Annotated in this window: 11 protein-coding genes; 3 read left to right on the top strand and 8 right to left on the bottom strand. The window is 45.9% G+C overall.

The annotated features are described in order from the left end of the window. Positions 1–56 precede the first annotated feature (56 nt). Complete coding sequence (gene rpoH / locus ACYQ4O_RS02360; protein WP_460174631.1) at positions 57–974, top strand: RNA polymerase sigma factor RpoH; 918 nt, start codon at positions 57–59, stop codon at positions 972–974. Continuing rightward, a complete protein-coding gene (trmL, locus tag ACYQ4O_RS02355; protein WP_308512868.1) occupies positions 967–1437 on the top strand; it encodes a tRNA (uridine(34)/cytosine(34)/5-carboxymethylaminomethyluridine(34)-2'-O)-methyltransferase TrmL in 471 nt (156 codons plus the stop codon). The genes rpoH and trmL overlap by 8 nt, the downstream gene beginning before the upstream one ends. A 63-nt stretch (positions 1438–1500) precedes the next feature. On the opposite strand, the gene ACYQ4O_RS02350 is transcribed toward trmL, so the two are convergent. From ACYQ4O_RS02350 to ACYQ4O_RS02315, 8 genes are all read right to left on the bottom strand, one after another. Continuing rightward, the gene (locus tag ACYQ4O_RS02350) at positions 1501–2796 is read right to left on the bottom strand and encodes an NCS2 family permease (protein WP_460174630.1); all 1296 of its coding nucleotides are present in this window, start codon (positions 2794–2796) and stop codon (positions 1501–1503) included. Between the two features lie 264 nt (positions 2797–3060). Beyond that, complete coding sequence (gene pstA, locus ACYQ4O_RS02345; protein WP_460174629.1) at positions 3061–4011, bottom strand: phosphate ABC transporter permease PstA; 951 nt, start codon at positions 4009–4011, stop codon at positions 3061–3063. Positions 4012–4019: 8 nt separating this feature from the next. Further along, positions 4020–4898, bottom strand: a complete 879-nt coding sequence (gene pstC, locus ACYQ4O_RS02340; protein ID WP_460174628.1) for a phosphate ABC transporter permease subunit PstC — start codon at positions 4896–4898, stop codon at positions 4020–4022. A 46-nt stretch (positions 4899–4944) separates the two neighbouring features. Beyond that, the gene (locus tag ACYQ4O_RS02335) at positions 4945–5766 is read right to left on the bottom strand and encodes a PstS family phosphate ABC transporter substrate-binding protein (RefSeq protein ID WP_460174627.1); all 822 of its coding nucleotides are present in this window, start codon (positions 5764–5766) and stop codon (positions 4945–4947) included. Between the two features lie 280 nt (positions 5767–6046). After that, a complete protein-coding gene (locus ACYQ4O_RS02330; RefSeq protein WP_460174626.1) occupies positions 6047–7186 on the bottom strand; it encodes a BMP family ABC transporter substrate-binding protein in 1140 nt (379 codons plus the stop codon). Positions 7187–7252: 66 nt separating this feature from the next. Further along, a complete protein-coding gene (locus ACYQ4O_RS02325; protein WP_460174625.1) occupies positions 7253–8170 on the bottom strand; it encodes an ABC transporter permease in 918 nt (305 codons plus the stop codon). Then, positions 8167–9258, bottom strand: a complete 1092-nt coding sequence (locus ACYQ4O_RS02320) for an ABC transporter permease (protein ID WP_308512859.1) — start codon at positions 9256–9258, stop codon at positions 8167–8169. The genes ACYQ4O_RS02325 and ACYQ4O_RS02320 overlap by 4 nt, the downstream gene beginning before the upstream one ends. After that, on the bottom strand, positions 9255–10772 hold the full coding sequence (locus ACYQ4O_RS02315; RefSeq protein WP_460174624.1) for an ABC transporter ATP-binding protein: 1518 nt from the start codon (positions 10770–10772) through the stop codon (positions 9255–9257). Before ACYQ4O_RS02315 ends, ACYQ4O_RS02320 begins: the two co-directional genes overlap by 4 nt. Positions 10773–11019: 247 nt before the next feature. Here ACYQ4O_RS02315 and ACYQ4O_RS02310 point away from each other — a divergent pair, with 247 nt between their 5' ends. Continuing rightward, complete coding sequence (locus ACYQ4O_RS02310; RefSeq protein ID WP_460174623.1) at positions 11020–12159, top strand: ATP-binding protein; 1140 nt, start codon at positions 11020–11022, stop codon at positions 12157–12159. The last annotated feature ends 133 nt before the right edge of the window (positions 12160–12292 follow it).

Below are 12292 nucleotides of genomic sequence, written 5' to 3'. Positions count from 1 at the left end.
TTTCTAACTGATTGACACATTAAGGAAAAATCACAGCTGTATTAGAATACGCCTTGATGACTAAACAGAATACAGACAAGCCTAAAAGTACAGCTCTTGCTCCTTACCATCCGACTCCGCTGGCACTTCGCGGAACCCCCGGAAGCTTAGAAGAATACATACGAGCTGCCAATGCAGCTCCTTTGCTTACAGAAGAGCGGGAAAAAGAACTGGCCGTTAGACTGCGCGATCATGGCGACTTAGAAGCCGCAAGCGAACTTATTACTTCTCACTTGCGCTTAGTTATTTCGATTGCCCGCCAATACTTGGGTTATGGGCTGCCGTTCCCTGATCTCATCCAAGAAGGAAACATTGGACTGATGAAGGCCGTAAGACGGTTTGATCCGGATAACGGTGCTCGTCTCGTAACCTTTGCGATGACTTGGATTCGTGCGGAGATTCAAGATTACGTCATCAAAAATTGGAAGCTGGTCAAAGTTGCAACCACGAAGGCTCAAAGAAAGTTGTTCTTTAACCTCAGAAGCATGAAGGAAGGTTCGGAGGCATTGACTACGGAGCAGACTAATAAGATCGCTCAGGACTTAGAGGTACGGCCCGCTGATGTCAAGGAGATGGAGCTTAGACTCCTCGGACACGATGTTTCTCTCGATGAGCCCCCGGTGCATGACGAGGACGATAAACCAATGGAAGATTGGCTGGAGGCCGAGGGAGATTCTCCTGATGAAATGCTCGAACGGTCTCTTTACGATAAGGCCCTTAACAGTGACTTGCCGAATGCAATTGAACAGCTTGATGAGAGAAGCAGAAGAATTATTCAGGCCCGTTGGCTTTATGATGAGACAACTGGAAAAGGGGCTACCTTGGATGATATGTCTAAAGAGTTAGGTATCAGCAAGGAACGAGTCAGGCAGATTGAAAAGAAAGCTTTCTCTAAACTAAAAGAAATTTTGAATTCAGAAAAAGACCATGTTTAACATCGTATTGGTTCATCCGGAGATTCCTCCCAACACAGGCAATATCATTCGTCTTTGCTCGAATACCGGATGCCGTTTAATTCTTATTGAACCGTTAGGTTTCTCATTTGAAGATAAGCATATGAGACGCGCAGGTCTGGATTATCGCGAGTATGCGGACGTCAAGATATATCCCAACTACGATGCCTTCCTTGAAGCGGAGAAACCTGATCGCTCCAGAATGTTTGCAATGACGACAAAGGCAACTCAACTGGTGCAAGGTTTGGAATTCAAACCTAATGATTGGTTTGTTTTCGGTTCTGAAGGGCACGGACTGCCTCAGGAAGTCAGGGATCTTTTTGACCCTGCCCACTGCGTCCGTTTGCCGATGATGCCGAACAATCGTTCTCTGAATTTGTCGAATTCAGCAGCTATTACCGTTTATGAAGCCTGGAGACAGAACGGCTTCAAAGGCGGAGTTTAATTTTCTCCTCTGCAAATGAAAACGCCGCAGAAGTCTGCGGCGAATCCATATGCTTCAAATGGATTAATGAAGCATCAGCATGATGATGAAGAAAACGGCGAGCATGTACATCTCGGGTTTGATTCTCTGAGCTTTACCGCTGAATAAGTTAATCAGAACGTAGCTGAGAAGACCGAATACTATGCCGTTGGCAATACTGTAGGTCAACGGAATGGTAATAATGCAGATGAAAGCAGGAATTGCCTCCGAAAAGTCGTTGAGGTCAATCTCTCTAATGCAGCTAATCATGAAGAAGCCGACCAAGATCAGCACCGGGGCGGTAGCTTGAGTCGGGATGGCTAAAAACACTGCAGAGAAGAACAACGATAACAGGAAGAATACTGAAATCACTAAAGCTGTGAGACCTGATTTACCTCCGGCAGCCACTCCGGCAGCACTTTCAACGTAAGTGGCAATTGCACTTGTACCTAAGCAGGCACCGACAGTGGTGCCGACTGCGTCCGCGAAGAAAGACTCTTTGAGGCGAGGAAGGTTGCCGTCCTTGACGAAACCTCCTTTAATCATCAGGCTGACTAGAGTCCCTAATGTATCGAAGAGATCCATGAAGAGGAATGACAAAACGACCATCACCATATCCACAGTCAAGAGATTTTGCCACTCAAATTGCATGAAAATTGGACCGATTGACGGTGGGAGAGAAACGAAACCATCGAAGTGAGTGATTCCTAACGGAAGTCCGCAGAGAGTTGTGACCGCTATACCGATCAGAAGAGCTCCCGTCACTTTTTTGACTAACAAGACGGCTGTAACGATGAGGCCGATGATGACGAGCATAACGCTTGGTTCAAAAATGTTGCCTAAAGTGACCAAAGTGGCATCATTTTTAACGGATAGGCCGGCATTTTGAAGCCCGATAAAGGCGATAAAAAGGCCTATGCCAACTCCGATAGCAGTCTGCAGACTGGTTGGAATTGAATGAACTATTTTTTCTCGAACGTTAGTGACGGTAAGAAGAATAAAGATGATGCCTTCAATCAGAATTGCTGTTAGGGCGAATTGCCAGGTATGGCCCATGGATAGACACACCGTATAGGCAAAGAAGGCATTCATGCCCATCCCCGGAGCTAAACCGAAAGGCATTTTGGCGTAGATCGCCATGATAAGAGTGGCAATCGCCGAGGCAAGCGCTGTAGTCGTAAACAAGGCGCCTTTATCCATTCCTGAGACGCTCAAGATTGCAGGATTGACGGCAAGAATATATGCCATCGTTAAGAAGGTAGAAAGGCCCGCAATGATTTCCGTACGGATGGTGGTATTTTCCGGATTAAAACCCAAGTATTTCTGTAAGAATTGGTGCATGGCAAAAAGTGCTTTCGAAAAAGCAGGAGAAGAGAAAATTTAAGTTCAATTTTAGAGCCGAAAATTTGTTCGAACCATTTCAAAACCGCTTGGTTACATACTTGTTTTCAAAATGGGCATAGAACAGGCTTTTGCATACACTGAGCAACAATTCTTCTGAGGAAGTTCAGATCCGAACGGGTGCAGTATCCGCGGTTCCTCAGTGTTTGCCTTGAACGTAAATCTTCCCTTCTCCTCCAATTCTTTTCTTCAGTAATCAATCCGTTACTTGGGTAAGTGAGAGGCTTTTTGTCTGAAGTAGATAGCGGTTAAGTTCATAAGGAATACCGCAAAAAGAAGAACTAATGCGGATGCGCTTTGCATCGGAAGCACTTTTTCCGGTTCCGCTCCGGTTGTTGCCAAAATATAAATATGGTGCGGAAGTGCCATTACGGCAGATAACGGCGAATTAAAAGCATCCGTGGTCATCACTACGGCAGCCGTAAACATAATGGCGCTTGTTTCCCCAGCAGCTCTGGCTACTGCCAGAACGGCTCCTGTCATGATTCCCGGCATGGCGGCAGGAAGAACGGTTCTGAGAATAGTTTCGTGTTTCGTTGCTCCTAAAGCATAAGAAGCCTCTTTCCAAGCTTTAGGAATCTGAGAAAGCGTTTCACGGACCGTGTTGATAATGATTGGCAGAGTCAGGACGGCAAGTGTCAAGATACCGGATACTGCGCTGACACCTAGATCGCACAGAATGACGAAAAAGGCTAAACCGAACAGACCGAATACGATGGAAGGCACCCCGGCCAGGTTTGCGACTGAGAGCGTAATGAGTCGTTTGAGCGGACCGTCCTTAGCATATTCATTTAACCAGATAGCACTGAATACGCCTAAAGGAAGAGCCACGGCTACAGCTCCTAATGCCAGAAGGCATGTGCCCACGATGCAGGGGAGAATCCCTCCCTCCGTCATCATGTTCTTAGGATTTCCTATCAGGAATTCGAGGCTAATCTTCTCTAATCCTTGATAGCCGATGTAGAACACCACGGCAAAGAACGCTGTAATCACAAACCAGGCGACGAGTCTAAGAAAAACTTTTGAAGCCTTTTCTTTGAGTTTTCTTCTTTGTTTATTGGATCCGGAAGCCGTTATCCGTCTCACAATGCGGTTGCTGTCACCGCTAACGGCGGTTTCTGAAAAATTAGGTAGAGTTTGTTCAAGTCTGTACATGATGAGGCTTAGCTAGCTTGCAGTTTGTATTTTTTCGAAATCTTGAAGGCTACGAGATTGAAAGCGAACGTGAAAAGAAACAGCACGATACCGGTCGCAAAGAGCGCATGGTAGTGAGAGCTGCGGAAAGGAGCTTCGGCCATTTCTGCCACAATTGCTGCGGGCAATGGGCGAGCAGGGTCAAAAATAGTTTCGGGAATAATGGCAGCCCCTCCGGCAGCCATCAGCACGACCATCGTTTCTCCGATAACTCGGCTCATCCCTAACATCACTGCAGTAGAGATTCCGGAAGCGGCTCCGGGAATCGTGATTTTGGTTAAAGTTTCCCAGTTGGTGGCGCCCACAGCTAGGGAGGCTTCCTTCATATGATTAGGGACTGATCTCAGCGCATCCTCAGAAATCGTACAAATGGTCGGAAGAGCCATCAATGCAAGAAGAATGGAGGCATTCAGAACGTTTAGTCCGGTTGGCGCTCCCGTTATTGTTTGAATTACCGGAGCCAGTACTGCCATACCGATAAAACCGATAATGACGGACGGAAATGCAGCTAAAAGCTCGATACAAGGCTTAAAGAAGGCTCGCACCTTAGGGGAAGCAATATGACTAAGGTATATTGCTGTCATAAGTCCCAGAGGAATAGCAAGAACCGAGGCGCAGATAGTTACAGCGATAGAGCCGGCTATCAGCGGAAGAATTTGAAATGAAGGCGGATTCTCTGTCGGATACCAATCCTGTCCCGTCAAGAAATCTTTTATGGAGACGTGCTGCAGAACGGGAAAACCTTCTTGAAACAGAAACCAAACGATGGCGGCCAATCCGGCTAAAGACACCAGGGCGCAGACCATGAGGCTGTTTTTAAATAAGAATTCTCTGAGATATTTATTCATAAGCGTTTTTCAGAGAGAGAACCGAAGCCCCCTCTCTATCGTGTTCCTATTTCAGAGGAATGAAACCGGTTTCTTTAATCAATTTTTGGCCCTTCGGAGCAAGGGTGTAGGCAATAACTTTTTCTACAGCACCCTTCGGAGCACCGTTGGTGTAAAGATAGAGTTCACGGGACAGAGGCCATTTTCCGTCCGCAGCTGCTTCAGATGTGGCTTTAATGCCGTTTACATTGACAGCTCTAATACTTGGAGTAATGTACCCGAATCCGATGTAGCCGATGGCATTAGGATTCTTTGAGACGGTTTGAACGACTGTACCGTTGGAGGATTGAAGCAAAGCTCTCGGAGAGATTCTTTGTTTCTTCATGACCAATTCTTCCCAAGTTTCGTAGGTGCCGGAGGAAGTATCTCTCGAGACCAATACGATTGGAGCGTTTGCGCCGCCGATTTCCTTCCAATTCTTGATTTCGCCTTTATAAATTTTTCTCAGGTCATCCAAAGAAATATTGGGAACCTTATTGTTTGGGTGAACGATTGGAACGATGGCGTCGATGGCTACAGTTGTTTGATAGGGCTGAACCTTATTTTTTTCTGCAATCTTGCTTTCTTCCGGTTTAATCTTTCTAGAACTCATAGCCACCTGAGTTAACCCGTCAGACAAACCTTTGATGCCGCTGCCGGAACCGCCCCCGGATAATTCGATAGCAACGTTCGGATCTTCACGCATATAAGATTCCGAAATTTTTTGCATAATCGGCAGAACCGTTGTGGATCCGGAAACCGTCACGGTCTCAGCCGCAATTGCTCCGGAGAGAATAGAGGCAGAGAACAGGGAGGTTAATAAGGCTGTCTTTAATAATTTTGTTTTCATCATTTTTCCTATTTTTTGATTCATTTTTATATGAGTGGTTTGAAGTGCTCTTCAAAATCTGAGCGCATTCTAGAAAGGAAAAATGACGAAAACTTGACGCAATTATGAAAGTTTGATGACAGAATATTTAATAAAATCAAATAATTGCGTGTAATAAAAATGTCACTAAAAAGTCATCGAAATGTCATAAAAAAACCGGAAAATCACACCTTTTTTCTCTCAACATCCGAGAGCAAGGACTGATATTTCCGGTTTGCAGAACTAAACGTTCTCGGGCGGATTAATTAGGCACTTTTCCTACAACGCCGTCGACGTAGTAATTCATAGTTACGAGCTTGTCATCAGGGAGAGTTTCTCCAGCTTTAACAGCTTCTTTTCCTTCGTTGGTCTTGATTGGACCTGTAAACGGATGGAATTCACCGCTGTTAATCTTAGCCTTGACTTCTTCCATCTTCTTGACGACGTCCGCAGGCACTTTGTCGGAAATATTCTCAAGAGAGATAGCGCCTTCTTTCAGGTGCATCCAAACAGGCTTGTTATCCCATTTGTTTTCGAGAGCCTGGTTAATCTTCTTCGCGTAGTATGGACCCCAGTTCAATACCAGAGCGGCGATCTGAGCATTTGGAGCAACGGACTTCATATCGCTGTTGTAAGGGATAACCATCTTGCCTGCGGCTTCAGCTGCGGAAGCAACTGCACTGGTGTTGGTGTGCTGGGTGAGGACGTCAGCTCCCTGACCGATAAGAGTCTTAGCGGAGTCTGTATCCTTGGGTGGATCGTACCAAGCGTTAGTCCAAACGACTTTAACCTGAATCTTCGGATTGACGGACTTAGCACCGAGAGTAAAGGCATTGATGCCTTGAAGAACTTCAGGAATTGGGAACGGAGCGACGTAACCGATAACATTGCTCTTAGTAGCGCCGCCTGCAAGCATACCGGCTAGATAGCGGCCTTCATAGAAGCGGATGTTGTAGTTAGTCATGTTGGGAGCGGACTTGTATCCGGTGGCGTGTTCAAACTTGACGTCCGGATATTCTTTAGCCAGCTTCTGCATATAGTTCATGTAGCCGAAGCTTGTACCGAAAATAAGCTTGTTGCCGTCATTGATCATCTGACGGATAACGCGTTCAGCGTCAGCTGTTTCAGGAACATTTTCCACAAAGGTTGTAGTAATTTTGTCTTTGCCAACCTTGTCAATAGCGTACAAACGGCCGATATCATGCTGCTTTGTGTAGCCTACGTCAGCAATCGGAGCAACATAGACAAAGCCAACCTTCAATGGCTCATTGGCTGCTGTTTTAGTTTCAGCAGCTGCTTTCGGCTCCTCAGCCTTTTTAGCGGTGCTTCCTTTGTCATCACAAGCTGTGAGGGCAAAGACGGAAGCAAGGGCGGCAGCAGCCGCAACGAGTTTCAAAGACATTCTCACTCTTTTGTCTCCTAAAGTGAAATTAATGAGAGTAAAAAAACAATCCTAAAAATCATTCAGTTAGTGTGGAATGAACGGTTTGCCAAGCGATGCTGGCATGTTCATTCGAATCCAAGTCGGGTTCCTGGAGAGAAGAGCCAACACAATAATTGTTGCGGCGTATGGTGCCATAGAAATGAATTGCGGTGGAATGGAGATCCCAATACTTTGTAAATTCATTTGAATCATGGTCATACCGCCAAAAAGATAGGCACCTAAAAAGACTCTAAGCGGACGCCATGTACCGAACGTAACCAAAGCTAATGCAATCCAACCTCTTCCTGCAACCATGCCTTCCACCCACAATGGAGTGTAAATCAGCGACAGATAAGCACCTGATAAGCCTATACATGCGCCGCTGAAGGCCAAAGCTGCACAACGGATGAGCGGTACGTTATAACCGAGAGCGTTCGCTGAGGAAGGTGACTCTCCGACTGCTCTGACAACAAGTCCCGGTCTGGTCTTAAACAGGAAGTACCAAATGGCAGGAATCATCAGCAAGGAAAGATAGACAATCCAATGCTGAGAAAAGAACGCTTGACCAAAGAACGGAATTTGGTCCAAAAGCCAAATGCCGTCGGCAGATCTTTCAGGAAGAACCGCTCCTTGGTAAGCAACGCCGATATAGGCTGATAAGCCTCCGCCGAAAATTGCGACGCCCAACCCGGAGGCTTGTTGATTGGCTCTTAAGCCAACCGCAAAAATTGCAAAAAATAAAGCAAAGGCAATGCCGATAATGATGGCGAAAATGAATCCGGCGGCAAAACTTCCCGTTTCTACCGTGGCCATATAAGCGCAAACAGCTGACATCAGCATGATACCTTCGACCCCGAGGTTTAATACGCCCGAACGTTCAGCAACTAAAATTCCTAAAGCGGCCAGAAGCAAAGGCGTACTGGAATTCATGGTTGTTGCGATTAAAGAAGCAGCTACGCTCATGGTGCAACCTCCTTTTTATGGCTGAAGCCGAGCCATTTAAATTTAAAGAACACAAAAGAATCACAAGCCATGATGCAGAAAAGGAGCAAACCTTGGAAAACGCCGGTTAAAGCTGCAGGAGTTCCAAGTCTTGATTGGGCAAGCTCTCCGCCTAGGTAGAAGAGGGCCATAATGAAAGCAGCAGGAACCGTATTAAGCGGTTTCAGACGTGCTACGAACGCAACGATAATGGCGGCAAAGCCATATCCCGGGGAGATTTTAGGAGTTAATTGCCCGATAGGTCCGGTAATTTCTATAACGCCTGCCAGGCCCGCTAAGGCCCCGGAAAGCAGCAGAACAAAGTAAATCATGGCACGGTTAGAGAAGCCCGCGTACGCAGCGGCTTTCGGAGCCATGCCTGAGACTCTGACCTGGAAACCGATGAACATCTTGGACATGATGAGCCAGATGCCGAACAAGGCTAAGCAGACAAGAGCTACACCCCAATGCAGTCTAGTGCCCGGAATCATGATCGGAAGAGAGGCGGCAGTTTCAAACATCGGACTCTGCGGGAAACCAAGTCCTTGCGGATCTCTGAGAGGGGACTGAACCGCCCAGGATAAGAAGAGCTCTGCAATGTAAACAAGCATCAAAGAAACCAGAATTTCATTTGCATTGCACTTGTCTTTGAGCCACGCAACGATTGCCCCGTATAAAGCACCTCCGGCCATTGCTGCGAGCAGGACCCAAATCATGTAAAGCTGACTTTGGTCAGGGCCGGCTTGAAGAGCCACGACACCGCCGGCCAACGCCCCCACGATAAGCTGACCTTCTGCGCCGATATTCCAAACGTTTGCTCGATAGCAGACCAGTAGACCCAAGGCGCAAAGAATAAGAGGCGTCATCTTGACGCCCAGTTCTCCCCAGCCTCTTAATGTCTGGAGAGGCTCAATGCACACTACATACATGGAATAGAAGGGATCTTTTCCCATGAATGCGAAAATCAATCCTCCGATGATCAGTGTTAAAAACACAGCCATGAAAGGAGATAGAGCCGCCAAGAATTTATTGGGATTCGGGCGGTTAAACAGTGCTATCGGAAAATTCATACTGAAGCCTCCTTAGGGGCCTCGGATTTCTGCGGCCAGAGGCCTGACATCCAGCGACCAATTTCTTCAATGGAGACGTCTGATATTTTTACTTGAGGAGAAATCTTGCCTTCACTCATTACAACAATTTCATCGCAGATTTCAAAAAGTTCATCTAATTCTTCGCTGACAACCAACACTGCGCTTCCCCCCGTTCTTTGACGGATGAGAGCGTTACGGATTAAGGCTGCAGCTCCGGCATCCACACCCCAGGTAGGCTGATTAAGAACCAGAATCTTAGGATTGTGCAGAAGTTCTCGGCCGACGATGAATTTCTGCAGATTGCCTCCGGAGAGACTGGCGGCCGGCGCATGACTGCCGCCTGACTTCACCTTGAATTTTTCAATCACGGTTTCAGTAAAGCGGTGAATCATTTTATTTCTCATGAATCCCTTAGCCAAGAATAAATTGCTGGTAAGCAAAGTATTCGATTCAAGAGACATTTCAGGGACTGTGGCTTGGCCGAGACGTTCTTCAGGGACGTATCTCAACCCCATTGCACGTCTATGTTTTACTCTTAGATCTCCTACAGGAGCTCCGCAGATCAAAATTGCATCCTTAGGAAGTAGAGCTTCTCCGGAAATCGCCTTCATTAAGTCAGACTGGCCGTTGCCGGAAATTCCTGCGATGCCGACGATTTTTCCGCATGGAACATGGATTTGACCGGACAGCGGGAAATGGCTCTTGTAGGAAACTTTTTCTCCCCGGAGATTTAAATCGAGGCCTAAAGCCTGTTTGACTTCAGGTTTAGGCAGGATTTCCGGAAGATCATTGCCAATCATGAGTTTGGCTAGATCATCCTCAGAAATCTCTTGAGGATTTACGTTAGCAACTACTTGGCCGCCTCTGATGACGCAGCAGTTCTTCGACAATGCTCGAATTTCGTTGAGCTTGTGCGTAATGAAGATAATTGAAACGCCCTCGGAGGATAACTGGCGCAAGGTTTTGAAAAGGGCCTTTAGCGCTAAGGGAGATAAAACGGAAGTCGGCTCATCGAGAATAAGCAGCTGAGGATTTGTGAGCAACGCACGAAGAATTTCAACACGCTGCCTTTCTCCCATCGAAAGATCGTTGATGACGGCATTCGGGTCGACCTCGAGACCGTAGTGCTTACTCTTTTCTTTAATTTCCTTTTCTAGCTTTGCAAGATTGGTGCCTTCCGGAAGTCCTAAAAGAATATTTTCTTTAACGGTAAGAGTATCAAAGAGCACGAAGTGCTGAAAGACCATGGCGATGCCAAGCTTTCTGGCGTCAGCCGGACTGGAAATGTTGACTCGCTTACCGTTGAAAAAAAATTGGCCTTGATCGGGGACCACAGAGCCAAAGATAATTTTCATGAGCGTACTTTTACCCGCTCCATTTTCGCCAAGTACAGACAAAATCTCACCCGGCATTACTTCAAGCGAAATATCCCGGTTAGCAATGGTGCTTCCGTATCGCTTGGTGATGTTCTGAAGTCTTAGACGTGGGGTCATCTCAGGTTCTCTTAAGAGGAAAGAGAATTTTAACACAGCGGTAACCCTAACCTTAGGACCAAAAGGCTTTACGCAAAATCTAGGTACATTCTTTTCGTCATATAGTAGGTTGAAGACACTCAAATACAAAGAATAGATTGTTTGTGGTTCGAGAGGATAGGTAAATTTATGTTACATGTTTAAACTTTTCCATTTTATAAAGAGGAATAGTTTAAACTTTTCCATCTTATGAAATGGAAAAGTTTAAATGCGGTATATTCCACGACAAATTACAGACCGACTCCTTGCTTCTCCTAAGAACAAGGCAACGCTTTTGTTGGGAGCAAGACAAGTAGGAAAAAGTACGCTATTGAAGCATCTCTTGAGTGATGTGCCTCACTTGTGGGTCTCCGGAGATGATCCAAAAACTTGCTCAGATCTTTCCAAGCTTATTTCTCCGGCTGATTTGAAGCAATACATAGGAGATAACAAGGTTTTTGTAATAGATGAGGCGCAAAGGATTGACAGTATTGGTCTGCTTCTTAAAAGATTGGTCGACTTGCAATTGGATTGCAGAATAATGGCAACCGGTTCAAGTTCCTTGGATTTGGCCTCCGGCGTGTTTGAGTCTGCTGCCGGTAGAATTCGAGCTTATCAGTTAATGACTTTTTCACTGGAAGAGTTGACTAAGTTTTTTGGCTGGGGGAAGGTCAGTCAAAATCTGTCTGATAGGTTGGTGTATGGAAATTATCCTTTTGTGGTGGAAGAAGATCCTTTCGAAGCAGAACAAAACCTTTCCATGCTTTTCCAATCCGTGGCCTTCAAAGATATCTTCTCTCTTTCCGGCATCAGAAAACCTGCTGGATTTACTCGATTGGTCGAGATATTGGCCTATCGCATTGGCGGTCTGTGCACGGTTGATTCTCTTGCTAAAGAGTGCGGACTGAGCGCTTCAGCGGTAGAAAATTATTTGTCTTTGCTTGAGCAGTGTTTTCTTATTAAGGTTTTGCCATCATTTTCAAAGAATTTGGCAAATGAACTAAAAAAATCAAAGAAGATTTACTTTTGTGATGTGGGCCTAAGAAATGCCGCCATTGGTGATTTTCGTCCGTTTTCTACTCGTCCTCCTGAAGAGCAAGGAGCGTTATTTGAGAATTTTTTCATTATGGAGCGAATTAAATTTTCGCTCTACCGTAATCCTCTGGCTCGACATTATTTCTGGCGAACAAAAAATCGCGCAGAGGTTGACCTCATTGAGGTCAATAATCAGCAAATGACAGCTTTCGAAGTAAAACTTTCACGAGAAAATGTCGCGGCTCCCCCTTCATTTGTAAACGCCTACCCCGATGCAGATTTTTTTGTTGCCAACCAACATAACTTACAAAAATATTTGTTGGAACAGCATTAGAAGGAAGCGAATGGATAGGAGAAAAGGCAGAAGAGCTCCGTATGCGCAGGGTGCCGTACTTCAGTGTCATAGAGCCGTAATCTTTCTGAAATTAAACCGTCATAAAGCAAAAATAGAATCACGGCAACTTGTT

The sequence above is a fragment of the Turicimonas sp. TL08 genome (assembly GCF_054660695.1).
This window is presented reverse-complemented; position numbering and strand designations above follow the sequence as displayed.